At 67.5% G+C, this 25594-nt stretch carries 21 protein-coding genes and 1 riboswitch; of the genes, 8 read left to right on the forward strand and 13 right to left on the reverse strand.

The genetic code is table 11. The annotated features are described in order from the left end of the window. The first annotated feature begins 192 nt into the window (after positions 1-192). Positions 193-639 carry a hypothetical protein gene (locus tag GSQ87_RS14555; RefSeq protein ID WP_158916097.1) on the forward strand — a complete coding sequence of 149 codons (447 nt, stop codon included), beginning with the start codon at positions 193-195 and terminating at the stop codon, positions 637-639. 43 nt (positions 640-682) lie between these two features. Here the strand turns inward: GSQ87_RS14555 and GSQ87_RS14560 are convergent, their stop codons facing one another. After that, on the reverse strand, positions 683-1939 hold the full coding sequence (locus GSQ87_RS14560) for a CynX/NimT family MFS transporter (protein WP_254062982.1): 1257 nt from the start codon (positions 1937-1939) through the stop codon (positions 683-685). 175 nt (positions 1940-2114) lie between these two features. Between GSQ87_RS14560 and GSQ87_RS14565 the strand changes: the two genes are divergently transcribed. From GSQ87_RS14565 to GSQ87_RS22950, 3 genes are all read left to right on the forward strand, one after another. Beyond that, positions 2115-2375 carry an acyl carrier protein gene (locus GSQ87_RS14565; protein WP_158916098.1) on the forward strand — a complete coding sequence of 87 codons (261 nt, stop codon included), beginning with the start codon at positions 2115-2117 and terminating at the stop codon, positions 2373-2375. A gap of 1 nt (position 2376) precedes the next feature. After that, positions 2377-3597, forward strand: a complete 1221-nt coding sequence (locus GSQ87_RS14570) for a beta-ketoacyl synthase (protein WP_158916099.1) — start codon at positions 2377-2379, stop codon at positions 3595-3597. Between the two features lie 682 nt (positions 3598-4279). After that, on the forward strand, positions 4280-4402 hold the full coding sequence (locus GSQ87_RS22950; protein WP_256375888.1) for a hypothetical protein: 123 nt from the start codon (positions 4280-4282) through the stop codon (positions 4400-4402). 3 nt (positions 4403-4405) lie between these two features. On the opposite strand, the gene GSQ87_RS14575 is transcribed toward GSQ87_RS22950, so the two are convergent. From GSQ87_RS14575 to GSQ87_RS14590, 4 genes are all read right to left on the reverse strand, one after another. Further along, complete coding sequence (locus GSQ87_RS14575) at positions 4406-5581, reverse strand: alanine--glyoxylate aminotransferase family protein (RefSeq protein WP_158916100.1); 1176 nt, start codon at positions 5579-5581, stop codon at positions 4406-4408. Positions 5582-5777: 196 nt separating this feature from the next. Next, positions 5778-6662, reverse strand: a complete 885-nt coding sequence (gene aguB, locus GSQ87_RS14580; protein ID WP_158916101.1) for an N-carbamoylputrescine amidase — start codon at positions 6660-6662, stop codon at positions 5778-5780. Continuing rightward, entirely contained in the window at positions 6662-7669 is a 1008-nt protein-coding gene (locus tag GSQ87_RS14585) for an agmatine deiminase family protein (RefSeq protein ID WP_158916102.1), read from the reverse strand. The genes aguB and GSQ87_RS14585 overlap by 1 nt, the downstream gene beginning before the upstream one ends. 148 nt (positions 7670-7817) lie before the next feature. Then, positions 7818-11222, reverse strand: a complete 3405-nt coding sequence (locus GSQ87_RS14590) for a carboxypeptidase regulatory-like domain-containing protein (RefSeq protein WP_158916103.1) — start codon at positions 11220-11222, stop codon at positions 7818-7820. A 212-nt stretch (positions 11223-11434) separates the two neighbouring features. Between GSQ87_RS14590 and GSQ87_RS14595 the strand changes: the two genes are divergently transcribed. Next, positions 11435-13063: a glycosyltransferase family 39 protein gene (locus tag GSQ87_RS14595; RefSeq protein WP_158916104.1), complete on the forward strand. Its 1629-nt coding sequence runs from the start codon at positions 11435-11437 to the stop codon at positions 13061-13063. Positions 13064-13104: 41 nt separating this feature from the next. Here the strand turns inward: GSQ87_RS14595 and GSQ87_RS14600 are convergent, their stop codons facing one another. The 6 genes from GSQ87_RS14600 to GSQ87_RS14625 all read right to left on the reverse strand — a co-directional run bounded on the left by GSQ87_RS14600 (position 13105) and on the right by GSQ87_RS14625 (position 17854). Next, entirely contained in the window at positions 13105-14034 is a 930-nt protein-coding gene (locus tag GSQ87_RS14600; protein ID WP_158916105.1) for a glycosyltransferase family 2 protein, read from the reverse strand. Then, a complete protein-coding gene (gene thrS, locus GSQ87_RS14605) occupies positions 14031-15995 on the reverse strand; it encodes a threonine--tRNA ligase (RefSeq protein ID WP_158916106.1) in 1965 nt (654 codons plus the stop codon). The genes GSQ87_RS14600 and thrS overlap by 4 nt, the downstream gene beginning before the upstream one ends. After that, a complete protein-coding gene (gene yidD, locus GSQ87_RS14610; RefSeq protein ID WP_158916107.1) occupies positions 15992-16264 on the reverse strand; it encodes a membrane protein insertion efficiency factor YidD in 273 nt (90 codons plus the stop codon). The genes thrS and yidD overlap by 4 nt, the downstream gene beginning before the upstream one ends. A gap of 88 nt (positions 16265-16352) precedes the next feature. After that, positions 16353-16796 carry an iron-sulfur cluster assembly scaffold protein gene (locus tag GSQ87_RS14615; RefSeq protein WP_158917713.1) on the reverse strand — a complete coding sequence of 148 codons (444 nt, stop codon included), beginning with the start codon at positions 16794-16796 and terminating at the stop codon, positions 16353-16355. Beyond that, the gene (locus GSQ87_RS14620; RefSeq protein WP_158916108.1) at positions 16793-17266 is read right to left on the reverse strand and encodes an SRPBCC family protein; all 474 of its coding nucleotides are present in this window, start codon (positions 17264-17266) and stop codon (positions 16793-16795) included. Before GSQ87_RS14620 ends, GSQ87_RS14615 begins: the two co-directional genes overlap by 4 nt. A gap of 12 nt (positions 17267-17278) precedes the next feature. Beyond that, a complete protein-coding gene (locus GSQ87_RS14625; protein ID WP_158916109.1) occupies positions 17279-17854 on the reverse strand; it encodes a TMEM165/GDT1 family protein in 576 nt (191 codons plus the stop codon). A gap of 90 nt (positions 17855-17944) precedes the next feature. After that, a riboswitch (yybP-ykoY riboswitch) is annotated at positions 17945-18061 on the reverse strand. 201 nt (positions 18062-18262) lie between these two features. Here GSQ87_RS14625 and GSQ87_RS14630 point away from each other — a divergent pair. Next, entirely contained in the window at positions 18263-20125 is a 1863-nt protein-coding gene (locus tag GSQ87_RS14630) for a ribonucleoside-diphosphate reductase subunit alpha (protein ID WP_158916110.1), read from the forward strand. A 72-nt stretch (positions 20126-20197) separates the two neighbouring features. Here GSQ87_RS14630 and GSQ87_RS14635 read toward each other — a convergent pair whose 3' ends face one another. Beyond that, positions 20198-21931: a glycosyltransferase family 39 protein gene (locus GSQ87_RS14635; RefSeq protein WP_158916111.1), complete on the reverse strand. Its 1734-nt coding sequence runs from the start codon at positions 21929-21931 to the stop codon at positions 20198-20200. Between the two features lie 75 nt (positions 21932-22006). Between GSQ87_RS14635 and GSQ87_RS14640 the strand changes: the two genes are divergently transcribed. Continuing rightward, positions 22007-22744: a glycosyltransferase family 2 protein gene (locus tag GSQ87_RS14640; RefSeq protein ID WP_158917715.1), complete on the forward strand. Its 738-nt coding sequence runs from the start codon at positions 22007-22009 to the stop codon at positions 22742-22744. Positions 22745-23118: 374 nt separating this feature from the next. Beyond that, a complete protein-coding gene (locus GSQ87_RS23000) occupies positions 23119-24369 on the forward strand; it encodes an OmpA family protein (RefSeq protein ID WP_158916112.1) in 1251 nt (416 codons plus the stop codon). A gap of 106 nt (positions 24370-24475) precedes the next feature. Here the strand turns inward: GSQ87_RS23000 and mtnA are convergent, their stop codons facing one another. Further along, complete coding sequence (gene mtnA / locus GSQ87_RS14650) at positions 24476-25579, reverse strand: S-methyl-5-thioribose-1-phosphate isomerase (RefSeq protein ID WP_158916113.1); 1104 nt, start codon at positions 25577-25579, stop codon at positions 24476-24478. Between the last annotated feature and the right edge of the window lie 15 nt (positions 25580-25594).

Raw genomic sequence — 25594 nt, forward strand, 5'->3', positions numbered from 1 at the left:
ATCACTCATGAACGATGGTGGGATGGGAGGGCGCGCGCGGCGGTTTTGCTACGCCCTCTCTGGCTTAATGCAGGCGAAGCTCAGGGATGACGCTCCAACGGATGTTACAGGAAATTTGCCTCCCGCGATCTAGACGAACATAGGAATGTGATGAGATTGTTCGTGCGTCCGAAAGATTGAGGCAAGCACAATATGGTCGTCCATAAAAGCCAAGGCGATTACATAAATCTTACCGTCGGTGGTTTGACGACTGCCGGTTTGGAGATTTCGATCGATCTGGAAACCGGCGACGCGGTGAAGCGGAGTAGTAAATTCGGTTCAGTCAGAAGCGGTGAGCAACCCGATTGGGTTGAAACAAAACGCCAGCTCGGTTCGGACGAATTAAATACTCTAAGAAATGTTATTGAGATTAGCTTGGCGGAAGGACTTAGGTCGAAGGCTTGCGATGATGAAGACGAGCAAGCTCGTAAGCAGGGTCAAAGATTTGCAATGAGACCCCCTATAGCGGACTCCATCATTTCATTGTCTGTTCGACTTGGCGGACACATGGGACATGCACCTGAACGTCAGTGTATGAGCCCGGCTTTCGATAGGCTTTGGACGGCCACTTACAACGCGGCAAGCGGATCGGCGGATTAAGCGGCCTTATACCGCTCGAGTCCGGACTCTGTTATAGCCGCCGCTAAACCGCTGCCTTGCTCACCACCGGCGGCTTCGGCGGTCGCATCGCCGCCATCGCCACCAGCACGAGCGCGGACACCCCAGCGATCACCCAGAAGGCGGGGGCGAAGTCGCCGGTGGCGTCCTTGATGCGGCCGGCCAGGACCGGGCCGAAGGCGGCCACGGTGGAGATCAGGCACATGGTGGAGAACAGTTCCAGGTTCTTGCCCCGCCCGAAATAGTTCAGCAGCAGCACCGTCGCCGCCAGGTAGTTCAGCCCGTAGCCCGCCCCCACCAGGAGCGCGTAGGCCCCGATCATCCCACCGCCGTGGGCCAGGGCCAGCGCGCCGACGCCCACCGCCAGCAGGCCCAGCGCGATGGCGGTCAGCTTGCGCGGATCGACCCGCTCGCCGAGCCCCCCGCCGATGCCACGCGCGACCACGCTGACCAGGGCCTGGAGGCTGAGCACCGCGCCGGCCACGTCGGCCGCCACGCCGCGCCCAGTCAGGTGCGCCACCGAGGCGCTGTTGACCGTGACCTCGACCAGCAGGTTGGTGGTGTAGGCGGCCACGATCACCCAGAACTGCCAGGTGCCCAGCGCCTGGCGCACGGTCCAGTCATAGGCGGTGCGGAAGATCGGCGGTCGAGGCGCGGCCGTCGCCTCGACCGAGGAGGGTTGGCTCTCGCCCACGTCCAGGTCGCGCACGCTGAGCGCCGCCAGCGGCCCTAGGAACAGGCAGGCGATGGCCAGGGTCAGCCAGTAGGCGCGCCAGTCGCCCGACGCTGCGCGCACCAGGAAATACAGCCAGGGACCGGCGACGCCGCCGAGGCCGCCGACGGTGAAATAGACCCCGAGCGCGGCCGACACGTGCCGAAAACTGCGCGCCAGCACATAGGCGCCGGGGATGATGGCGGTGAGCGCGAAGCCCAGGCCCTCCAGCCCCGCGCCAAGGTAGTAGAGCCCCACGCCGTGCGCGAAATACAGGCAGGCGAACCCCGCCGCCATCACCGCGCCGCCCAGCGCCAGGGTGGCGCGCACGCCGAGCGTGCGGATCACCAGGGTGGGGGCGTAGCTGGCCAGCCCGCAGACCACCGCCAGGATGGTGAAGCCCAGCCCGGCCTGGGTCCAGGTCCAGTTCAGCGTGCGCACCATGTCGGGCAGCACCACGCCCAGCGAGCTGAACGTGCCTGCGGTGACCACGAAGAACAGCAGGCTCAGCGCCGCCAGCGTCACGGACGCTTTGGGCTCGGCGGTCAGGGCGGGTGCGATCGGGCTCACGGCCAAGCCATAGAACGCGTTTGCGCTCGTGTCATCGCACACCTGCCCAGGGCCTGGGCGGCTTTCGATCACGACTGCGTCCTCAGCCCTGCCGCCTTGGATTCATTTCGCCTATGTTACAGGCTACAAGGCTCGCCGCCGGCCATTGCCGGCGGGGCCGCTGAAGGACGCATCCATGACGGTAACGGCGGATCAGGTGCTGGACGTCATCTCCCAGGAGGTGCCGATCGACCGGGAGAAGCTCGACCCTGCCGCCACCCTGGAACAGCTCGATATCGCCTCCCTGGACATGATCAGCGTCACCTTCGCGCTGGAGGACCAGTTCGAGCTGGTGGTGGAGCAGACCGACTTCGCCGACTGCAAGACGGTGCAGGACTTCGTGGACATGGTGGTGGCCAAGAGCCAACCGCCCGCCGCCGGGGCCGTCGGCTCCTAGGATGCGCGTCGTCATCACGGGCCTGGGCTGCGTCTCCGCGCTGGGCCAGGGGGTGAATCCGACCTGGGCCGCCCTGATCGAAGGGCGCTCGGGCATCGTCCCATTTTCCAAGAGCTACGGCGATCATCCGGGGCTGCAGTTCCAGGGGCCGGCCGCGCCCGTGAACGGCCTGGACCTGTCCGGCGTGGCGGCGCGGTTCGGCGCCAAGGCGATGGCCAGCCTCGACCCCCTGGCCGCCTTCGCCGCCGTCGCCGCGCTGGAAGCGCTGAGCGATGCGGGCCTGGTCGACGATCCGGTGCTGGACACCCGCACCGCCATCCTGTTCGGCGCCGGCAGCGGCGGCAACGCCACCTTCGAGGAGGGCTTCAGCCGCATCTACGACCGCAAGCTCGGCTCGGTGCATCCGCTGACCATCCCCAAGTCGATGATCAGCGCGCCCGCCGCCCAGCTCTCCATGATGTTCGGGGTGCGCGGACTGGCCTTCACCATATCGAGCGCCTGCTCGTCCTCCGCCCACGCCATCGGCGAGGCCATGCACATGATCCGCGCCGGCCGCACCGACGTGGCCCTGGTCGGCGGCGGCGAGGCGGCGTTGACCCTGGGTTCGTGGCTGAGCTGGACGGCGCTGCGGGCCATGGCTCCGGACACCTGCCGGCCCTTTTCGGCCGGACGCAAGGGCCTGGTGCTGGGCGAAGGCGCCGCCATGCTGGTGCTGGAGTCCTACGAGCACGCTCGCGCCCGCGGCGCGACCATCTATGGCGAACTGGCCGGGATGGGCGCGTCTTCGGACGCCCACCACCTGACCATGCCCAATCCCGCCGGCTCGGAGGCGGCGTTGCGCGCCGCCCATGCCGATGCGGGCATTCCGCTGGACGCCCCGACGCTGATCTCCAGCCACGGCACCGGCACCGTGCTGAACGACAAGGCGGAGACCGCCGGGATGAAGGCGGCCTATGGCGCGGAGATGCGGGACAAGCTGGTCATCGCCACCAAATCCACCCATGGCCACCTGATCGGCGGGGGCGGCGCGCTCGAATTCCTGATCGGACTGATGGCGATGCGCAACCGCCTGGCGCCGCCGGTGCTGAACTGGTTGGAGCGCGACCCCGACTGCGACGTGCCCCTGGCGCTGGAGCCCACCCCGTTCAACGGCGATGCGCTGATATCCAGCTCGTTCGCTTTCGGGGGACTGAACGCCGTGCTGGCGGCGAAGCGCGTCTAACGAGCAGCTTCAGCGCCGGACGCTCGGGTCGGCGCGCACGACCGGACGGCGACCGTTCATCATCGATGAATTCGTTTTGCCTACCGCGTCAATTTTATTTGATTTGGAAGCCGAAAAACCGAAACCCGCCGCAGGGGACTTTGCGGCGGGCCAAGGCTTTTGAAATTAAGGGGCGTTTCCTCCCCGAAACGCCGGAAGGGCCAAACGTCTGGGCGTTTGCTGCCTTCACAATTAGGACATGAGGGGAAAACGTAGGCCAAGTCAACGGCCAGAAAACAACTTCCCGTGAAAACCATCTAAGCAATTACCATATTTTGCCATTTTCGTCAATTTAGTCCCATTTCGCACCAGCCGCTCGCCCGCGCTGTGGGATTATAGCAACAGAATAGGGGGCTTAGCCTACCGGAGTGAGAGCGCACTGCGGATTGCGCCCACGGTGAATCCTATCGTTCCCGGCATTGAAGAGCTGAGCACAGGGATGGAAACGGCCGGAAAGGTCAAGCTTGCGCGCCCGCTCTCATATTCGGGCGCCAAGGCGTCGCGATATCGCCCGCCGATCCGGATGATCTATTTAGCAGATGAGTCAAAATTTGGCGTCACCTCACCTTCCGCCAGGCCGCGGGCGGAAACGGAACCTGTCAAAGCCCTTTCAAACGCCGCGTGATCGGCTCTATGACGGCGCATGGCTATCGACAGGCTCAGACGCCGCGCCCAGCGCCCCGCCATCTACGCCGCCGTAGCGGCGCTCTCCACGGTGCTGTGCGTCGTCGGCGTGGCGGGATTGCTTCGCCTCGCGGCCGGCTGAACGCTAGACGGGGCCGAATCGAGCGTCCGCCGCGTCCAGCGCCACCTGCACATTGCTCGCGTGCCCCTGGGCGTTGAGGGCGCTGGCCATAGCCTCCAGGAACAGGCGCACGTGGCCCGGCGTCGCGGAGGCGCCCATCAGCCCAACCCGCCAGACCCGGCCGGCCCAGTCGCCCAGCCCGCCGCCGATCTCTACGCCGAAACGATCGAGCATCAAGGCGCGCGCCCGGGCTTCGTCCACCCCGAGCGGAGCCTCGACCACATTGAGCTGCGGCAGGCGCGCCGCCGGCGCCACCGGCAGGCGCAGGCCGAGCGCCTCCACCCCAGCGACGAACCCCTCGTGCACCCGGCGGTGACGGGCGAAAGCCTGTTCCACCCCCTCCTCCTCGAGCGCGACCAGAGCCTCGTGCAGGCTATAAAGGGCGTTGATCGGTGCGGTGTGATGGTAACTGCGCCCGCCCGTCCCGCTCCAGTAGCCCATCAGCAGGTCGAAGTCGTAGAGCCAGGTCCGGGCGCGGGTCTTGCGCGCCGCTACCGCCTCCCGCGCGCGCGGTCCGAGCGCAAAGGGCGACAGGCCCGGCGGGGCTGAGAGACACTTCTGCGTGCCGGAATAGAGCACATCGGCTCCCCACCCCGCCGCATCGACGGGTATGCCGCCCAGCGAGGTGACGCAGTCCACGATGCTCAGCGCCCCATGCTCGCGCGCCAGGGCGCAGAGCGGGCCGGGATCGCTGACCACGCCGGTGGAGGTCTCCGCATGCACGAAGGCCAGGGCCTTAGCCCCGCGCGCCCATAGGGCGGCCTCGACGCGGGCAGGGTCGACCGGCTCGCCCATGGCGTGCTCGACCCGGATCACCTCGGCCCCGGCGCGCTCGGCCATCTCGCCCATGCGACGCCCGAACACGCCGTTGACCGCCACCACGATCGCCTGGCCGGGTTCGAGCAGGTTCATGATCGCCGCCTCCATGCCCGCCGTGCCCGGACCCGGCAACGGGAGGCAGGCGTGCTGCGGCGCGCGGAACAGACGGGTGAGGCCGCCCTTGATCTCGTCCATCAGGCCGATGAAGGCCGGATCGAGGTGGCCGATGGTCGGCCGCGCGCCCGCCAGCAGCACCCGCGACGACACCTCGGACGGGCCGGGGCCGAGCAGGACACGTCGTGGCGGATGGAAAGTTCTCACAGAGTGCGTCTCCCGCGCTTCACGCCATGGTGATTAGGCCACAGTGCCGATTGGGGCCAATCTACAGGTCTTGGATGGAGGTCCAAAGTCCCTCGCGTCCGCTGTGGGCCCAGCCTACGGCGGACGCGGCTCCTTTCCTCTCCTCGCTTTTCACTCGATCAGCCCTCATCCTCCGCTGCGCAGGGGAGGAGAAGCCTTAACGTCCAGCCCCTTCGAACGTGCGGCGCGGCCCTAGGGCCTCGTACAGATCGGTGCGGCGGTCGCGGAAGAAGCCCCAGGCGGCGCGGTGGGTGCGCAGGAAGTCCAGGTCGAAGCCCTGCACCAGCACGCCCTCGTCCTCGCGCTCGAACGCCTGGAGCAGGTCGCCGCGATGGTCGGCGATGAAGGACGAGCCGTAGAAGGTCTGGCCGCCGGTCGGCCCCGGCTCGGTGCCGATGCGGTTGCCGGCGACCACCGGGATGACGTTGGCGACCGCATGCCCCTGCATCACGCGCCGCCAGGGATCGCGGGTGTCCAGGCTGGAATCGTGCGGCTCCGAGCCGATGGCGGTCGGATAGAACAGCACCTCGGCGCCCATCAGGGTCATGGCGCGCGCGGCCTCGGGATACCACTGGTCCCAGCAGATGCCCGTGCCGATGCGGCCGAAGCGGGTGTCCCAGACCTTGAAGCCCGTGTCCCCCGGACGGAAATAGTACTTCTCCTGATAGCCCGGCCCGTCGGGGATGTGGCTCTTGCGGTACACGCCCAGCGGCGAGCCGTCGGCGTCCAGCATCACCAGGCTGTTGAAGTAGTGCGGCCCGTCGCACTCGTAGATCGAGACCGGGATCGCCACCCCCAGCTCCGCCGCCACCGGCGCCAGGGCCAGCACACAGGGGTGCTCGCGCCAGGGATGGGCGGTGGCGAACCACTTCTCCTCCTGGGTGACGCAGAAGTACGGCCCCTGGAACAGCTCGGACGGCAGGATCACCTGGGCGCCGCGATCCGCCGCCAGCCGCACGAAGTCGACGGTGCGGGCGATGTTGTCGGCCATGTCCAGGCCATAGGCGGTCTGGATAAGGCCGACCGAAAGCGTGCGGGCCATCAGGCGGGCTCCTGCTGGGTGATGCAGTGGAACGACCCGCCGCCGGTCAGGATGGCGCGCGACGACAGGCCGATCACCTCGCGTTCGGGGAAGGCCGCGCGCAGGGCGTCGAGCGCCAGCGGGCTGGCGCGTTCCTCATAGACCGGCATGATCACCGCCTCGTTGGCGATGATGAAGTTCATGTGCGAGGCCGGCACCACGTCGCCGTCCAGGTCCAGGATGCGGCCGGGAGACGGAATGCGCATCACCTGCAGCGCCACGCCGCGCGCATCGGTCATGCTGGCCAGACACCGGGCGGTCTCGGCGTAGACGTCGATGTTGGGGTCGTCGCGGCCGTAGGCGACGGGGCTGGCGACCACGCCCGGCGCCACGAAGCGGGCCAGGTTGTCGACGTGGCCGTCGGTGTGGTCGTTGGCTAGGCCTTCGCCCAGCCACAGCACCTTCTTCACGCCCAGCGCCGAGGCCAGCGCCGCTTCGGCCTTGGCCTGGGTCCAGCCCGGATTGCGGTTGGGGTTGAGCAGGCACTGGCGGGTCGACAGGATCGCGCCCGCCCCGTCGCCGTCCACCGCCCCACCCTCGAGCACGAAGTCGTTTTCGGTTCGCCGCGTCCCGGAGGCGGCGGCGATCTGCTCGGCCACCAGGTCGTCGTCGTCGAGCTGGTACTTGCCGCCCCAGCCGTTGAAGCGGAAGGCGGAGGCCACCGTCTCCTCGCCGTCCTTGACGAAGATCGGGCCGGTGTCGCGCATCCAGATGTCGCCGAACTGGGCCCGCACGATCTCCACGCCCGAGCCCTTGCCCAGCAGGGCGCGGGCGGCGGCTTCGGCTTCTTCGCCCCGCACCATCATCCGCACCCGCTCGGCGCCGGGACCGGCCAGCGCACGCGCCAGAGCCGCCACCTCGGCTTGCGCCGGCGCAAGGTCGTCCTCCCACAGCTCCGGGTGACTGGGGAAGCCCAGCCACATGGCGCGGTGCGGGGACCATTCGGCCGGGGTCTGCAGGGCGATCATAGAGTTTCCTGGAAAGTCCAAGGCGGCGGACGCGCCGCAGTTGGGGCAGTCGGGGCCGGGCGTCAAGCTGCGCGCGACACGACGGCGCCATCCACAAACAAGAAGGGCGGCCCGAAGGCCGCCCCCAAGGACAGGAAGGTGGACAGGATCAGAAGGTGTAGCGGACGCCCAGGCGGATGGCCCAGGTCGGGATCGCCGGCGCGAAGGGCGTCTGCACCGAGGGCGAAACCGCCTTGGCGGTGTCGTACTCGTAGAAATTGCCGACGCCGGCCGTGCAATGGTTCAGCTTCGACAGGGCCGCCTGACAGTTCTGGGCCGAGATCGGGCTTTGGAAGCCCGGGAAGCTGGTCTGGTAGATCGTGCCCCAGTTCTTGTTCAGCAGGTTCGGGACGTTGATGATGTCCAGATAGCCGATCAGCTTGGAGTCCTTGTGCGGCAGGAAAGCCGGCAGTTCCTGCTCGATGCGAAGATCGGCCGTGGTCACTGCGCTGGCGGTGAAGGCGTTCCGCGGCGCAATCTGGCCGTCGTACTTGATCAGGCCGCTCTGGTGCAGGAAGGTGTTGAACTGCGCCACGTTGAAGCCCGGCCCGTAAGTGACCTTCGGGTCGGAAGTCGCGGTGATGTTGCCGGACGAGTCCGCCTTCGGCACGTAGAGCAGCTGGCCGCCGCCGCTCGCCGCCGCCCCGCTCTGGCCGAACAGGTTGTCGACCGCCGCCGAGGACGAAGTGGTGCTGGAGAAGGTGTAGCTGAACGGCAGGCCCGCGCGGTACTCCATGTACAGAGACGCCTTGGTGGCGAAATCGCCGAAGAACTTGTGCGACCAGCTCACTGAGAGCTTGTTTTCCCACTTGATCTCGTAGGCCGAGGTAGACAGCGAGGGGTTGTTCGGATCGGCCGTGGCGTTCTGCTTGTAGTTCGACAGCGCAACCGAGCTGGTCGCCGGGCTGACGTCCTTCACGTTCTGCCACGTGAAGGTGTAGTCGAAATCGAGGCCCAGGTCGGCGAAGGTCTTGCCCATGCCCACGGCCACCACGTGGCCGAAGCCCTTGTTGGTGTCGACCAGTTCGATGTCGTAGCCGGTCGGACGCGCGGTGGTGAAGCGGTTCGGGTTGTAGACCGGGCGCCCGTCGGGAGCCGTGCCGATGACGTTGTGGGTCTCGCTCAGGTCCACCCAGTTCGGGGCGTACTGGGTCTTCTGGTAGAGATAGTCCAGGTGCAGGCGCCAGTCGTGGCCCAGATGATACTTGTCGAGATCGAAGGTCTTGATCGCGCCGATCGAAGCCTTCCACTCGGCGAACGGCTTCAGGTTCGGGTCGATCGAGTTGGTCACGCCCTGGCCGGCGTTGGCCTGCTGGGTCACCAACTGCTGGGCCGCGGCCGGGATGGTCTTGCCGGTGACGTTGGAGAGCAGCGAAGAACACTGCGCCGTCGCAGCCGGCGAGGCCGGCGCGGTGGCCGAGCCGCAGGTGACGTTGACGGTCCCGATCAGATTGCCCGGGTTGTTGTAGCTGTCGTAGGTGTAGACGATCGGGTTGCCGCCCGAGAACAGGCCCGCGCCGCCGTAGATGGTCAGGGTCGGATCCGGCTTCCAGTTGAAGCCCACGCGCGGCATCAGGATGTTCTCGCCATCGATGGTGCCGTTGTTGGGGAAGCCGTAGGTCTGCTGGAAGGTCGGGTTGAGCAGCGGCTTGTCGCCGGTGCTGTAGTACTCGAAGCGCAGGCCGCCCTTCACGGTCAGGTTGGCGAAGGGGTGGAACTCGTCCTGCAGGTACAGCGTGTCGGTGGTGTCCTTCACCGTCTGCGCCGCGGTCAGCGGGTTATTGTCGAAGGCGTTGGCGTAGGTGAACGAGCAGGCCTGGTGGTTCTGCAGGTTCAGGATGCCGTTGCCGGCGCCACAGGTGCTGTCGAAGGTGTAGACGCCGGTGGCGTTCTGCACGAACAGGTCGGACGAGGTCACGTCCTCGTGCTCATATCCGAGCGTCAGCACGTGCTCGCCCAGGGTGTAGTTGACCCGCGCCTTGATCTGCTGGTCGGTTACGCTGAGATTGTTGGCCTGGCGCGACAGGTCCGGGCCGATGACCACACCCTGGTTGGAACTGCTCTCGGCGCCGCTCGGCACTACGCGGAACATGGCGAAGGGACCGCCTTCGAGCACGCTGGGCGTGGCGATGGTCTGGTGGGTGTATTCGACCTCGGTCGAGAGCTTGTCGGTCCAGTGGGAGGTCAGGTCGGCGGTGTAGGTCTCGAGGTTCTGCTCGAGCAGATAGTAGTCCGACGACAGACCCAGCGTGCCGGCGGTGCTGCCGTTCGGCGCGTTCAGCGACGAACCGTCGGTGCGCTGGTAGGTGACGAATAGGTGCTGCGTGTCCGTCAGGTTGGCGTCCAGGCGCGCGAAGTAGTCCTTGTTGTCGATCGGCGTCGAAGCGCCGAAGGTGCCCGCATTGTAGCCGTAGGCGTTCTGCAGGATGCTGGAGATCTGGTTGACGTTGCCCGAGGTGATGCCCTTGACCGGGTTGGGGCCCTGCACGTCTGACGGGGTCAGGTTGATCAGCTTCGGCGACTGGTACTCTTCGTAGTCGACAAAGAAAAACAACTTGTCGGGGATGATCGGGCCGCTCAGGTAGCCGCCGTAATTCTTGTCCTGGAACTTGGTCGTCACGATGCGATCGCCGCAGCCCGTGCCGCTCGCCGCGCCGTTGGCGCAGGCCGGCTGGTGGACGGCGTTGGCGCCGATGACCTGGCCCTCGCCCAGCTCGCTGGAGTCGTACTCGTAGAAGGCGCTGCCGTGGAACTCGTTGGTGCCCGACTTGGTGACGACGTTCAGCAGGCCGCCCTGGAAGTCGCCGTACTTCACGTCATAGGGGGCGACCTCGACGTTGAACGACTGAACGATGTCGATCGAGAAGGGCGAGCGCTGGGTGGGATAGCCGCTGTTGCCCAGGCCGAAGTTGTCCGACTGGCGCACGCCGTCCAGGTAGACGGTGCTGACCTTGTTGTTGTTGCCTGCGATATAGAGCGCGTTCGAGTTGGTCGGGTCGACGGTGACGAACGGATTGAGGCGGGCGGTGTCCTTCAGGTCGCGGGTGAAGGACGGAAGCTGCTGGATGTCGTTGGCGGAGAAGGTCGAGCGCGGACCCGTCTGGGTGATGTTGGCGCCGCCGATGCGCGAGGCGTGCACCGTCACCGTCTGCACCTCGGCGCCGGCGCCCTCGAGCGTCAGGTTCAGCTGGTAGGGGTCGCCGACGCCGATGCCCGGAACCTCGGTGGTCTTGGTCTGGTGGGCGGTGTCGCCGGCGGTGACCTCGTAGGGTCCGCCGACCTGGAGGTTGCGCAGGCTGTAGAAGCCGTCGCTCCCCGTGGTGGTCTTCAGGGTGGCGTTGGTGCCCTTGAAGACAATCGTCACCGGCACATTGGCCAGCGGCTTGCCGGCGTCGTCGGTGATCTTGCCACTGATGCCGCCGGTGATGTCCTGCGCAGAGGCGGCCGTAGCAAGGAAGGCGCAGGCCAGCACCGTCGTCGCCGCCCCCGCGACGAGCCGTTTCATAGTCGACATAAAATTTCCCCTCGCACCCGGCAGGTTTCAAAACAGACGCACCCGCTCGTATCCGCCTCAATATTCACTCAATTGAACGCGCCCGTGACACGCCTGCGACAAACTCGTTACAACCGGGAACATGACGCCGCACGCAGCGACGGCCGTGTCGCCTTGCTCGCGCCACCGACAGCCGGCTATCTGCCTGGCTCGAAGGGCGCTGGAGATTTGGTGTGGTGGACAGGTTGGAGGCGGCGCCTCGCGAACCGTCGCTTGAGCGGCGCGTGCTCGTCTGGACCCTGGCGTTCGTGGGCGCGCTCACCGCGCTCCGCATCGCCGGCCTGTTTCTGAGCCCCGTCGAACTCTACCCCGAAGAGTCCCAGTACTGGCTGTGGTCGCGCCACCTGGACTTCGGCTATTTCTCCAAACCGCCGATGATCGCCTGGCTGATCCGCGCCGCCACCACGCTGGGCGGCGATCGTGAAGCGTTCGTGCGGCTGGTCGCGCCGGTGTCCCACGCCGTCGCCGCGATCGCGCTGCAAAGAACCTGCGCGCGGCTCTACGGCGGCTGGACCGGGTTCTGGGCGGCGGTCCTCTACAGCCTGATGCCGGGCGTGCAACTTTCGGCTGCGGTGGTGGCGACGGATGCGCCCCTGATGGCCTTCTGCGCCCTGGGACTGTGGGCCTATTCGGGATGGCTGACCGCGCCGCGCGCCTCGGCGCGCGTGCGCTGGGCCGCGGCGCTGGGCGTCTGCATCGGCCTGGCGGGCCTGTCCAAGTACGCGGTGCTCTACCTGGTCATCGGGCTTGGCCTGCACGCCGCCCTGATCTCGTCCGTACGTCGACGCTGGCGGCCGATCGAGGTGGCCGCCTTGGTCGGGTTGGCGCTGCTGGTGCTATCGCCGAACCTGATCTGGAACGCGGCCCACGGCTTCCAAACCGTGGCGCACACCGCCGCCGACGCCGCCTGGAGCCACGAAGCGGCTACGGGCTCGGCCCACCGGCCGGCGGTCGCGCCGCCGCACCAGCACCGCCCCAGCAAGTTCGACCCCCGCCAGGCGCCGGGCTTCCTGCTGTCGCAACTCGGCGTGTTCGGGCCGATCCCCTTCATCGCCCTGGTCGTGGGGGTGGTGCTGTGGGTGCGCCGGCGACCCGAAGAGCGCGCGGACAGGATGCTGCTGATCCTGACGCTGCCGGCGCTGACGATCATCCTGGCCGAGTCGCTGGTGGCGCGGGCCAACGCCAACTGGGCGGCGGTGGCCTATGTGCCCGGCGCGGCCCTGACCGCCGCCTGGCTGGTGCGCTGGGGGGCCTGGCGGACGCTGGGCGCCGCGGTGGTCAGCCAGGGCGCGATCGTGATCCTGTTCTTCGCCGCCGCCACCTCGCCGGCCCTGGCCAACCGGGTCGGCCTGGCCAACAGCTTCAAACGCGCGCGGGGCTGGGAAGCCGTCGCCGCCCTGGTAGACGCCCAGGCGGCGCGCACGGGCCCGGTCTCCAGCATCGCGGTGGACGACCGCTTCACCTACAATTCGCTGGCCTATTATCGCCGCCGCGCCATGGCCGAGGATGCGACGCCGATGAAGATGTGGGTGCGCGAGAGCCGGCCCCATAACGAGGCCGAGACCTCCGCCCCGCTGACCCAGGGCGACCGGGTGTTGTTCGTGGACGTCAGCGACTCCATCCACCAGGACGCCGCCAAGTACCGCAACGAAGCCATGCGCGACTTCGGCTCGACCCAGGTGCTGGGGGCCTGGAAGGTGTGGACCGATCCCAAACACCCACGCGAGGTGTTCATTTTCCTCGGCCGCAACTTCCATCCCCGCCCGCGCGACCCGCGCACCGGTCTGCCCGATCCGGTGTAAGGGCCGGCTTCAGCAGGTCGCTGACGGCGGTCGACGGCGGCCTAATGCGGCCGGCGGCGGAACATGGGTCGCGTGACAGAGACCAGCATGATCAACGGCGCCAGCGCGATAGCCAGGAACGCCCGGCGCTTGTTATCGGCGCGCTTGCGGAAATAGCGCACCAGGCCCAGGCCCTTGAAGAACTCCACCTTCACCGGCGAGGTGCGGCTGGTGGAACCGAGATGGATCACCCGCGCGGCCGGATTGAACATCACCCGACCACCGCTCTGGCGCACCCGCCAGCACAGGTCCACGTCCTCGACATGCAGGAAATAGCCTTCGTCGAAGCCGCCCATGCCGGAATAATCGTCATGGGTCATCGCGAAGCAGGCGCCCGAGATCGTGGGGACCGCCAGCAGCTGACCGGGCTCGGGATCGTGCTCGTGGTGGATCTCGAAGCCACGGAAGAGGCCGAGGTGCGCCAATCGCGTCAGGCTGAGCAGCGTGGTGACGGGCGTCACCTCGCCGCGCCGGGCGCCGCGCTGTTCGGTGCCGTCGGTGTTCATGATCCGGGCGCCGACGATGCGCGGCGAAGGCGTCGCATCGAGCGCCGCCGTCAGGCCCTCGACACAGCCCGGCTGCAGGAAGGCGTCGGGATTGAGGATCACCAGGACCCGACCGCAGGCGATCTCCGCGCCCATGTTGCAGGCCCGCGCGAAACCCACATTGCCGTGGCCGCGCCTCAGCACCATGCGCTCGTCACGCGCGGCCGCAGCGTCCAGCACCGCCTCTTCCATGGGCGATGAGCCGTTGTCGATGACGATGAACTCCTCCACCGCCGGGTCGGCCAGCACCGTGGCCACGCTTTCCTCGAGTGCGGGACCGGTGTGGTAGACCACCATGATCACCGACACCTCGACCGCCACCGGCGCGGCCAGGATGCGGGCGCGATTGATCAGACCGCCATTGAGGGGACGGACGTAGGTGTTCATGCCTCCTCCAGGTTCAGCGCCGGAGCCGCGGGCGCCGCCGGGCGCGCCAGGTCAGGCGGCAAGGCCTCCTGGGACAGGCCCTCGGCCGCTTCGTCCAGGGTGACGATCGCCTGGCGATCGGAGCCCAGGCGGCGCAGGGCCAACTGCCCGGTCTCCGCCTCCTTGCGGCCGACCACCGCGATCACTGGAACCTTGGCCAAGCTGTGCTCGCGGACCTTGTAGTTGATCTTCTCGTTACGAACATCCACTTCCACGCGCAAGCCCGCCGAACGCAACCGCTCGGCCGCACGCTGCGCATAGTCGGCGGCGTCCGAGGTGATGGTGGCCACGACCACCTGCACCGGCGCCAGCCAAAGCGGGAAGGCGCCGCCATAGTTCTCGATCAGGATGCCGATGAAGCGTTCGAACGAGCCCAGGATCGCCCGATGCAGCATGACCGGACGCTGCTTGGAGCCATCCTCGGCCACGTACTCGGCCCCCAGCCGCTCGGGCAGCACATAGTCGAGCTGCAGCGTGCCGCAGGTCCAGGTGCGGCCGATCGCGTCCTTCACGATGAAGTCGAGCTTGGGTGCGTAGAAGGCGCCGTCGCCCTCGGCGATCACCGGCTCGACCCCCGCCTTGCGCGAGGCGCTCAGCAGCTGGCCTTCGGCCTTGTCCCAGAACGCGTCCGATCCCGCACGCATCGGCGGTCGCGTGGCCAGGGCCACGTGGTCGGTCTTCATGCCAAGATCGCCGTGGATCAGATGGGTCAGGCGGACGAACTTCTCCGTCTCCTCCTCGATCTGGTCCTCGCGACAGAAGATGTGGGCGTCGTCCTGGGTGAAGCCGCGCACCCGCATCAGCCCGTGCAGCGACCCGGACGGCTCGTAGCGGTGGCAGGCGCCGAACTCGGCCATGCGCATGGGCAGGTCGCGATAGGACTTCTGACCCATGTTGAAGATCTGCACGTGGCCGGGACAGTTCATCGGCTTGAGGGAGAGCACCTCGCCCTCCTCAGTCTCGCAGACAAACATGTTGGGTCGGTATTTTTCCCAGTGACCCGACTTCTCCCAGAAGGTGCGGTCCAGCACCTGAGGCGTCTTCACCTCGCCGTAGCCCGCCGCGTCGAGACGACGACGCATATAGGCCTCGAGCGTCCGCCACAGGGTCCAGCCCTTGGTGTGCCAGAACACCATGCCCCGGCCCTCTTCCTGCATGTGGAACAGGTCCATGGCGCGGCCGACACGGCGGTGGTCGCGGCGCTCCGCCTCCTCGATGCGATGGAGATAGGCCTCCAGGTCCGCTTCGCTGGCCCAGGCGGTGCCGTAGATGCGCTGCAGCTGGGCGTTGCGGTGATCGCCCCGCCAGTAGGCGCCGGCCAGCTTGGTCAGCTTGAACGCCTTGCCCACCATGCCCGTGGAGGGCAGGTGCGGACCCAGGCACAGGTCCTTCCACGCGCCCTGGCGATAGACGGTGATCGTCTCGCTCTCGGGCAGGTCGGAGATGATCTCGGCCTTATAGGCTTCACCGATGTCCTTGAAGTGGGCGATGGCCTCGTCGCGGTCCCAGACCTCGCGCTTGATCGGCTCGTTGCGGGCGACGATCTCGCGCATCTTGGCTTCGATCCTGGGCAGGTCGTCCAGGCTGAACGGCTCGTCGCGCGCGAAATCGTAGTAGAAGCCGTCCTCGATGGCCGGACCGATCGTGACCTGGGTTCCTGGGAACAGTTCCTGCACGGCTTGCGCCATCACGTGGGAAGCATCGTGGCGGATCGTCTCCAGCACGTCGGGATGGTCGCGGGTCAGGATCTCCAGCTTGCCGCCATGCTCGAGCGGGCGATCCAGGTCCAGCATCACCCCGTCCAGGCGGATCAGCGCCGCCTTCTTGGCCAGGGACATGGATAGTCCTTCGGCGATCTGGCGGCCGGTGGTCGCTTCCGGGAAGTCTTTGACGGCGCCGTCGGGGAATTGCAGTTGGATCATGCTTCACACTTCAGGCGCGTCCGGGCGCGCTCGGCCTTATCGACGGGTTCCGGCGGAGGATCGTACCCCTCTCCACCGAAGGGGTGGCAACGGCAGACCCGCCGCGCCGCCAGCCAGCCGCCCCGCACCGGCCCATGAGAGATCAGCACGGCCGCAGCGTATTCCGAACAGGTCGGCATGAACCGGCAGCGCGCGCCGAGCCAGGGCGACACAGCCGCCTTGTAGACGCTCAGGGCGGCTCGGATCAATCGCGGGTAGGCTCCGGCCAAACACGGCTCCCGTCCGTTGGCGGCGAGGGCGTTGGGTAACACGGGAACAAAAAAGCCGCCACCGGAGAGGTTATCCGGCGCAGCGATATCAACCCTCGGCTGAAACCGCCCGCATAGCGCGCTCGGTCGCCTCCACCGTCGCCTCGAAAGCCAGCAGGGTGGAGGCGTGACGCGCAGGGAAGTCCTTCACCTGGGCCAGCACCCCCAGGTCGGCGAAACGGCCCTCCGGCGGCGGCGCGCCCGTCTTCAGCATGGCCAGCAGGGCGTCGCGGCCTCGGACGATCTCCGCGACGGAGGCGCCGATCACTTTGTCGCCCAGGATGGCGGCGGCGGCCTGGCCGAGCGCGCAGGCGCGCACGTCCTGGGCGAAGTCGCTCACCCGGCCGTCCTCGACCACCACGTCGACGGTCACCCGGCTGCCGCATAGGCGCGAGACCCTTTCCACGCTGGCCTGCGGATGGGCGAGACGTCCCGCGCGGGGCATGTTGGCGGCCAGCGCCAGGATGCGGCCGCTGTAGAGATCGTCGATCATCGCCGCCACGCCTCCGTGTCCTCGCCGTGGCCGGCCTCGGTGCGGGCCTTCACCGCCTCGCCGAGCCCTGCGAACGCCCGCCGCAGCGCGCGCCGCCGCGCCTTGGACACCAGCACGCCGGCCGTCAGGCCCTGGAACAGCACGCCATTGGAGAAGATGCAGCCCTGTTCGCTCAGCTTCTCGATCTCCAGGTAGCGAACGTGGGTGAGCAGGCCGTTGTGGGACTTGCGCACCCAGACCAGCTGGGCGTGGGGCACCCAGTCGCCCACGACCGCCTGATAGGTCTCGCTCGCCTCGCCGACCTTCTCGGTCAGGGTCAGGGGCGCGCTGATCAGCAGCCGTCCCGACGCCTGGGGGTACATGGGATTCCAGTCCTTCCACGCCTCCAGGTCGTAGATCGCCGCCCATATCTGTTCGGCCGGACGCTGGACGCCGATGCGGTGCTCGATCTTGAAACGCATTTCCCGCATATGGCCCAAGCTTCAGCCCGCCGCCAGGGTCCACACCCCCACCGCCGCCGACAGGATCGCCGCGCCGACCTTCAGCCCCTTCATGGGCAGGCTATTGCCCGCCACGTGGCCGAGCAGCACCGACGGCGCGTTGGCGATCATCATGCCGAGCGTCGAGCCCATCGCCACCGGGATCACCGCCGCGAACCGCGCCGCCAGGGCCGCGGTGGCGATCTGGGTGCGATCGCCCATCTCCATCAGGAAGAAGGCGACCACCGTGGTCAGGAAGACCCCGCGCTTGGAGCGGACCTCAGGCTCTCCTTCCTCATGCTTTTCCGGCAGCAGGCTCCAGATCGCGAAACCGATAAAGGACAGGCCCAGCACCCAGCGCATCCAAGGACCCTGAAGCCAATGGCCCGCCACGACGCCGAGCGTCGCCGCCAGCAGGTGGTTGGCCAGGCTGGCGGCCAGCACGCCGGCCAGGATCAGCCAGGGCCGCCGGAAACGGCACACCAGCATCACCCCCAGGATCTGGGTGCGATCGCCGACCTCGGCCAGGGCGACGAGACCGGTGGAGATTGCGCCGGCTTCGAGGAAGGTGGTGGACATGAGGTCGTACTGCGGGGCCGCGAATGCAAACCAATGGCGTCCCACGCTCGCGACCCCGCCGGTCGCACGTGGAAAGCCAAAGGTCTCGCCAAACCGATCTCTCGGCCTGGGCGCGCCATGGCGTCGCGGGTCGCCCCGCCTTCGCCAAGTCTGTTGACGCGCCTCCCGCTGAATCCGCGGGCGGCTACTCCCCAATGACGGCCCATGCCGTAAGCCAAACCCCTCGGCCATGCAACGTTTGCGCCACCGATCTCGAATCGCCGGGCCACGGCGAAAGGGTTAGGAGGGGGTAAACCGCAAGCCTCCAGATGCAGAAATTTCGATCCGAACACCCATCTAAGATACGTTGACCTCCCCTCAGTTTAGGGGTGTGATTAGCGTCGAACACAAGATGTAGGGGTTAGCTCGATGGGTGAGGCGGCAGCAGCGGTTGTAGGCAAGGGCCTGGTCCGGGGCGTGACCGCTCGTGGCAAGCCCCGCCCCAAGCTCACCCTGGTGCGCAAGGTGGTGGTGGACCGCTCGCGCGATTCGCTGCTGACCGATTTCGGCAAGACCACGCTTCAGGACCGCTACCTGCTAGCGGGCGAAAGCTACCAGGACATGTTCGCCCGGGTGGCCACCGCCTACGCCGACGACGCCGACCACGCCCAACGGGTCTACGACTACATCTCCACCCTCTGGTTCATGCCCGCCACCCCCGTGCTGTCGAACGGCGGCGCGGACCGGGGCCTGCCGATCTCCTGCTTCCTGAACGCGGTGCCCGACTCGCTGGACGGCATCGTCACCGTCTGGAACGAGAACGTGGCCCTGGCCTCCAACGGCGGCGGCATCGGCACCTATTGGGGCGGCGTGCGCTCCATCGGCGAGAAGGTTAAGGGCGCGGGCCAGACCTCGGGCATCATCCCCTTCATCCGGGTGATGGACAGCCTGACGCTGGCGATCAGCCAGGGCTCGCTGCGCCGCGGGTCGGCGGCGGTCTATCTGGACATCCACCATCCCGAGATCGAGGAGTTCCTCGAAATCCGCAAGCCGTCGGGCGACTTCAACCGCAAGTCGCTCAACCTGCACCACGGCATTTCGATCAGCGACGCCTTCATGGAGGCGGTGCGCGACGGGACCAAGTTCGCCCTGCTCAGCCCCAAGAACGGCGAGCCGGTGCGCGAGGTCGACGCCCGTTCGCTGTGGCAGAAGATCCTGGAGATCCGGCTGCAGACCGGCGAGCCCTACCTGATCTTCTCCGACACGGTGAACCGGGCCATGCCCGCCCACCAGCGCGAGCTGGGCCTGAAGGTGCGCCAGTCCAACCTGTGCTCGGAGATCATGCTCCACACCGGCCGCGACCACCTGGGCCAGGACCGCACCGCGGTGTGCTGTCTGTCCTCGGTCAACGCCGAGAAGTTCATGGAGTGGCGCGACCACCCCACCTTCATCGAGGACGTAATGCGGTTCCTCGACAACGTGCTGCAGGACTTCATCGAGTCCGCGCCCGACGCGATGACCGCAGCGGTCTACGCCGCCGAGCGTGAGCGGTCGGTGGGCCTGGGGCTGATGGGTTTCCACAGCTTTCTGCAGGCCCAGAACGTGCCGTTCGAAAGCGCCATGGCCAAGTCCTGGAACATGCGCATCTTCAAGACCCTGCGCCGCCAGGCCGACGCCGCCTCGCGCAAGCTGGCCGAGGAGCGCGGCCCCTGCCCCGACGCCGCCGAGAAGGGCGTGATGGAGCGGTTCTCCCACAAGCTGGCCATCGCCCCGACCGCCTCGATCTCGATCATCTGCGGCGGGACCTCCGCCGGCATCGAGCCGATCCCGGCCAACATCTACACCCACAAGACCCTGTCGGGCTCGTTCGCGGTCAAGAACCCCTACCTGGAAGGCGTGCTGGACCAGAAGGGCCAGAACACCGACGCGGTGTGGAGTTCGATCCTGGAGAACGAGGGCTCGGTCCAGCACCTGGAGTTCCTCACCGCCGACGAGAAAGACATCTACAAGACCGCCTTCGAACTGGATCAGCGCTGGATCATCGAGCTGGCCGCCGACCGCACGCCGGAAATCTGCCAGTCCCAGTCGGTGAACGTCTTCCTGCCGGGCGACATCGACAAATGGGACCTGCACATGCTGCACTGGACGGCGTGGGAGCGCGGCTGCAAGTCGCTCTACTACCTGCGCTCCAAGTCGGTGCAGCGCGCGTCCTTCGCCGGCGGCGAGACCGTGGAGATCACCATCCGCGACGAAGCCCGCACCGACTACGAGGAATGCCTCGCCTGCCAGTAGGCGGATCGTCTCTTCGTCCATCATCCCGGAAAGCGCGTCAGCGCTTGTCCAGGATGATGGAGTCACGCCGCGCTAACGGCGCTTGAGCCAGAGCGATAGGGAAACGGCCTTCCCGTTCGAATAGTCGAATCCGCCGACCTGCCCGAGCCGATCGGCGACGATGCGATCTCTGCGCAACCGATCCAGGAACGGCTGGAGCTGACGCCCCTCGACCAGAGCCGGCCGACCCGTCTCCACCGCCAGGGCGGCGTCCGATCCATCGCCCAGATCGGTATCGGTGCCCAGGGCGAACACCAGGCTGGGCTCGGCATAGCCCGCCACCGCCACCGGACCCGGGGTGACGCCGTTGCGCGGATCGACGCCATGGCGCGACACCATCTCGGCCGCCGCCCGAGAGGGCCATAGGGGCGACAGCATCGGCAGCAGTCCGGCCGACAGCGTCACATGCGCCGCGATCCCCATCCCCGTCGCCGCGCACAGGAAGGATAGCCGCCTCCCCAGGTCCGAGCCCGGACCGCCGACGATCACGCCGATCGCCGCCGAAACGCCCGCGCCCACAGTCAGCAACACCGCAAGAGCGGCGACCGGCGCGGCTGCGGCGCCGCCGAAACGGGAGGTGGCGGTGACGGTCAGGGTCGCGATGGCCGCCGACGCCAGCAGGCTGAGCCCAGCGCCGCCCCACCGCGTCAGCCGTCCCATCGGATGACCGAGCGCGCCCGCCGCCAGCAGGGCGAAGCCGCCGTAGAGCGGCAGGGCGTAGTGCGGGAGCTTGGTCGGGGCCGCCTCGAACAGCAGCCACGCGGGAACCAGCCACGCCAGGGCGAACCGCGCCGCCGGAGCCTTATGACGCCCCCAGCCATAGGCCAGGGCGGCCGGGATCAGGGCGGTGGCTGGAAACATCAGCACCGGCGCCAGCAGCAGATAATAGCCGGGCGCCCCGCGATGCCCCTCGCGGGCGCCGGTCAGCTTGTGGAGAACGTCGCCGCCCATCGCGCGCGTCCAGAACGCGCCATCGCCGCTCACCGTGATCGCCGCCGCCCAAGGCCCTGCGAGCGCCAACAGGAACAGCAGCCCCCATCGCCACGACATGCGCCGCATCCAGGGCGCTCCGCGATCCGCCACCCAGAGCGCGAGCCCCGCCAGGATCACCACCAGGGGCGCCACCGGGCCCTTCACCATCAGGCCCACGCCCAGTCCGAGCCAGAACACCGCGCGCGTCCGGCGATCCGCCGTCTCCCCCCGGCGTGCGGCCATGTAGATTCGGGCGAAGGCGGCCATGCTCAAGGCGACGGCCGCGCACAGGATCGCGTCGGTCTTAGCGGTGAAGGCTTCGCTGGTCAGGAGGAAACCGCAGCCGAGCGCCACGCCGGCGCTCGCCGCGCGCCAGGGCTTGAAAAAGGCGCGCGCGCCCCAGGCGCACGCCGCCGCCGCCGCCATGCCGCCCAGCAGCGAGGGCAGACGATAGGCCCAGATTTCCCGAGCCTCCTCCGAGGAGGTCAGCCTGACCGCGCCAGCCTGGAGCCAGTTGATCCCGACCGGCTTCTTGTCGCGCGCCTCGTCCTGGAATCGCGGATCGACGACGTCGCCGCTCTCCAGCATCTGGGCGGTGGATTGGGCGAACCGCGCCTCGTCCCGGTCCAGCGTCGGCATCCGCACCAGCCCCGGAAGGGCGGCCAGCAATACGATCAGGGCGGCGAGCAGGGGACCCAGGACGCGTGGAGCAAGCGCCTCCGTCACCGGCGAACCAGTCGCTTCGCCGTGCGGGGGCGCCAATATGGGACGGTCCACGCCGGTCAAGTTCACCATGACCCGCACAACATAGCATGCGTGTGGCGATGGGGCTCTCCCGCCCACACCGAAAAATGGCTAAGAGCGCGCGTGATCGCCACCGAACCCTCCGCCATCCCCCACATCAGCGTGGTCGTCCCCGTGTTCAACGAACAGGGGGCCGCCGCCGAACTCGCCCGCGAAATCGCCGTCGCCTTCCAGGGCGTGGCGCACGAGATCGTCTTCGTGGACGACGCCAGCAGCGACGAGACCGTCCAGCGCCTCTCGGCCCTGCGCACGGCCCTACCCCAGCTTCGCATCCTCAGCCACGGCCGCAACGCCGGACAGAGCCGGGCCATCCGCACCGGCGTCCTGGCGGCGCGCGCGCCCATCATCATGACGCTCGACGGCGATGGTCAGAACGATCCCGCCGATGGTCCGAGGCTGGTGCGCCGGCTAATGGATGCGCCTGTCGCGCTGGCGATGGTTGGCGGTCGCCGAGCCAAGCGGCAGGACAGCGCCGCCAAGCGGATCGGCTCGCGGCTCGCCAACGGACTCCGCCGTCGCCTATTGCGCGATCAGGCCGAAGACACCGGTTGCGGCTTGAAGGCGTTCCGGCGGGACGCGTTCCTACGTCTGCCTTATTTCGATCACATGCACCGCTTCCTCCCCGCCTTATTCCTGCGGGAAGGTTTCGACATCGAATTCGAGGATGTGGGCCATCGCCCGCGAACGACCGGCCAATCAAAATATACCAATTTCGGGCGCTTACGCGCTTCGGTGCTTGATTTGCTCGGCGTGCTGTGGCTTCGGGCAAGGACACGTGATTCCGCAGGCGCCCGCGAAATATGACGTTTGGACGTCATAATTTCGTTGCCAAAATGCCGCAGCCGCCTACAGACCAAGATAGCGCGGAACTTCGAAGCTAGACCGCGCATTTGGCGAGCGTAAGGGGATAGGGGAGGCGGGAACAAAACATTCCGGCAGCCGGCGGCCGCGCCCTTCGGGATAGGCCTTCGGCGTCTCTGAAACACTTTACGGCCTAACGAATCCCAGCGATTCGTAACGGTCGTTAAGCAGACCTCAATGCGCTCACCGGAGTATGTCCGGCGTGAAAGCATTGGCTGTGTTGCCGATGCGGCACTGTGTCGTCGTTCGGCAATTGCTATAGGACTCAACGGGTCGGTGCGCCGGCCGTCGCTAAGGGCAAAAGAGGGCTCTTGATTATGAAAACCACACTTATGGCGGGAGCCGCCCTGGCCGCGGTCCTCGCCGCAGCGGGGGGCGCAAACGCCCAATCGTTCGACTTCCTGAACATGGGAGCCCAAGTCGCTCCGCCGCCGAACGGCTTCTATGTCGGCGTCGACGGCGGCTGGCATGAAATCAACAACGGCGGTATCGGCACCTCCTCCAGCAACAATGCACCCGACGGCTCGCCCTACGGCTGGAAGTATTCGCCCTCCAAGGGCGGCAGCTGGGCGGCTTTCGGTCGCGTCGGCTATCAGTTCACCCCCAACTGGCGGGTGGAACTGGAAGGCGGCTATCGTGACTCCGACCTGCGCAGCGTCATCGGTTCGGCCGACCGCGCCCAGCCGATCGGCATCTGCGGAACCGGCAGCACCTCGACCTGCCTGAAGACCTATGGCCACGCCAACGTCGCCACCTTCTTCGGCAACGCCATCTACGACGCGTTCCCCACCTTCATCGTCCATCCGTTCATCGGCGCCGGCGTCGGCGTCGCCCGTCTGGACATCAAGGACTCCGGTCAGTTCTCCGGTGGTACGGCTCCAGGCCCGAACCAGACCCTTTCGATCAACGACACCGACGTTGGGTTCGCCTATCAGGCCTTCGCCGGCCTGAGCTACCATGCGACCCACCGCATGAACGTGGACCTGAAGTACACCTGGCTCGACACGGCCGACCTGAAGTGGGGTTCCACTGGGTCCGGCTCGCTCCAGCCCGGCACCTTCCGTGGCCACTACCACGACCAGACTGTGACCGTCGGCGTGCGTTACGCGCTCGGTGCGGACCCGGCTCCCCCCCCGCCCCCGCCGCCGCCGCCCCCGCCGCCTCCCCCGCCGCCCCCGCCTCCTCCTCCTCCGCCTCCCCCGCCGCCTCCGGTGGCCGAGACGAAGGAATTCGTGGTGTACTTCCCCTTCGATCAGTCGGTCCTCACGAGCGACGCGCAGGCGGTTGTGCAGCAAGCGGCTCAATACGCTCAACAGGGCGGTACGGCTCAGGTCACCGTGGTCGGTCACACCGACACGTCGGGCTCTGTGAAGTACAACCTGCGCCTCTCGGAGCGCCGTGCGAAGGCCGTGGCCGACGCGCTGGTGGGCCTGGGCGTGCAGCAAGGTGCGCTGAACGTGAGCTGGGTCGGCAAGACCGATCTGGCCGTGCCGACGCCGGATGGGGTGAAGGAACCCTTGAACCGTCGCACGACCATCACGATCGTGCCGAGCCAACCCGCTCAGTAAGCGGATCTAACTATCGTCTAGGAGAGCCCGGCTTCGGCCGGGCTCTTTTTTTGTCCGGATCGGATTTGCAAGGCAGCCGGCAACGCTTGGCCGCCGGGCTTTGCACTCAGTCCAGCGGCGCGCGTTCGGGATACAGACCCAGCAGCCCGGCCTCGCTGGCCCGCGCCATCCCACGCTCGGTGACGATGCCGGTGATCAGGCGCGCCGGGGTGACGTCGAATGCGTAGTTGGCGGCAGGACTGCCGGGAGCCCCGATCTCCACCGTCATCAGCTCGCCAGATACACCGCGGCCGGTCATGTGCGTGACCTCCCGGGCGTCGCGCTGTTCGATCGGAATCTGGGCCACCCCGTCGGTCAGGGTCCAGTCGAGGGTGGACGCCGGCAGCGCCGCATAGAAGGGCACGCCGTTGTCCTTGGCCGCCAGGGCCTTCAGATAGGTGCCGATCTTGTTGCAGACGTCGCCCGTGCGCGTGGTGCGGTCGGAACCGACGATGCAGAGGTCGACCTGCCCATGCTGCATCAGATGGCCGCCGACATTGTCGGCGATGATGGTATGGGGCACGCCCTCCTGGCCCAGCTCGAAGGCGGTGAGGCTGGCGCCCTGGTTGCGCGGCCGGGTCTCGTCGACCCAGACATGTAGGTCGATGCCTGCGCGGTGGGCGGTGTAGATCGGGGCCAGGGCCGTGCCCCAGTCCACCGTCGCCAGCCAGCCCGCGTTGCAGTGGGTCAGGATGTTCACTCGCGCGCCACGCCGGCGCTCCGCACGATCCGCGATCAGGGCTGCGCCGTGCCGACCGATGGCCTGGCAGGTCGCCACATCCTCATCCGCCATCTCGGCGGCGCGGACCCAGGCCGCTTCCAACCGTTCGCCGAGGGGATGACTGAGCACGACGGCCAGCATCTCCTGAACGGCCCAGGCGAGATTGACGGCGGTGGGGCGCGCGGCGATCAGCCGGCTCCGCGCGATCTCAAGACCCGCGTCGGAAGCATCTTCCCGCAAGGCAAGGCAAAGGCCGTAGGCCGCCGCCACACCGATCAGCGGCGCGCCGCGCACCTGCATGTCAACGATCGCCCGCACCGCGTCGTCCAGCGTGCGCAGCCGCACGACGGCGATCTCATACGGCAGGCGGGTCTGGTCGATGATCTCCACCTCGCCCGAGCCGTCGGCGGCGGGCCAGATGGTGCGCATGGGGCGGCCATGGATGTTCATGGCCGCTGTTTAGGC

The organism is Caulobacter sp. S45, from assembly GCF_009765965.1.
In the GTDB taxonomy this organism is placed as follows: Bacteria; Pseudomonadota; Alphaproteobacteria; order Caulobacterales; family Caulobacteraceae; genus CAHJWH01.

Coding starts and splice junctions, on each gene's coding strand:
- GSQ87_RS14555 (WP_158916097.1), top strand. CDS start 193: ATGGTCGTCCATAAAAGCCAAGGCGATTACATAAATCTTACCGTCGGT.
- GSQ87_RS14565 (WP_158916098.1), top strand. CDS start 2,115: ATGACGGTAACGGCGGATCAGGTGCTGGACGTCATCTCCCAGGAGGTG.
- GSQ87_RS14570 (WP_158916099.1), top strand. CDS start 2,377: ATGCGCGTCGTCATCACGGGCCTGGGCTGCGTCTCCGCGCTGGGCCAG.
- GSQ87_RS22950 (WP_256375888.1), top strand. CDS start 4,280: ATGGCTATCGACAGGCTCAGACGCCGCGCCCAGCGCCCCGCCATCTAC.
- aguB (WP_158916101.1), bottom strand. CDS start 6,662: ATGGCCCGCACGCTTTCGGTCGGCCTTATCCAGACCGCCTATGGCCTG.
- GSQ87_RS14585 (WP_158916102.1), bottom strand. CDS start 7,669: ATGATCGCCCTGCAGACCCCGGCCGAATGGTCCCCGCACCGCGCCATG.
- GSQ87_RS14590 (WP_158916103.1), bottom strand. CDS start 11,222: ATGTCGACTATGAAACGGCTCGTCGCGGGGGCGGCGACGACGGTGCTG.
- GSQ87_RS14600 (WP_158916105.1), bottom strand. CDS start 14,034: ATGAACACCTACGTCCGTCCCCTCAATGGCGGTCTGATCAATCGCGCC.
- thrS (WP_158916106.1), bottom strand. CDS start 15,995: ATGATCCAACTGCAATTCCCCGACGGCGCCGTCAAAGACTTCCCGGAA.
- GSQ87_RS14615 (WP_158917713.1), bottom strand. CDS start 16,796: ATGATCGACGATCTCTACAGCGGCCGCATCCTGGCGCTGGCCGCCAAC.
- GSQ87_RS14620 (WP_158916108.1), bottom strand. CDS start 17,266: ATGCGGGAAATGCGTTTCAAGATCGAGCACCGCATCGGCGTCCAGCGT.
- GSQ87_RS14625 (WP_158916109.1), bottom strand. CDS start 17,854: ATGTCCACCACCTTCCTCGAAGCCGGCGCAATCTCCACCGGTCTCGTC.
- GSQ87_RS14630 (WP_158916110.1), top strand. CDS start 18,263: ATGGGTGAGGCGGCAGCAGCGGTTGTAGGCAAGGGCCTGGTCCGGGGC.
- GSQ87_RS14635 (WP_158916111.1), bottom strand. CDS start 21,931: ATGGTGAACTTGACCGGCGTGGACCGTCCCATATTGGCGCCCCCGCAC.
- GSQ87_RS23000 (WP_158916112.1), top strand. CDS start 23,119: ATGAAAACCACACTTATGGCGGGAGCCGCCCTGGCCGCGGTCCTCGCC.
- mtnA (WP_158916113.1), bottom strand. CDS start 25,579: ATGAACATCCATGGCCGCCCCATGCGCACCATCTGGCCCGCCGCCGAC.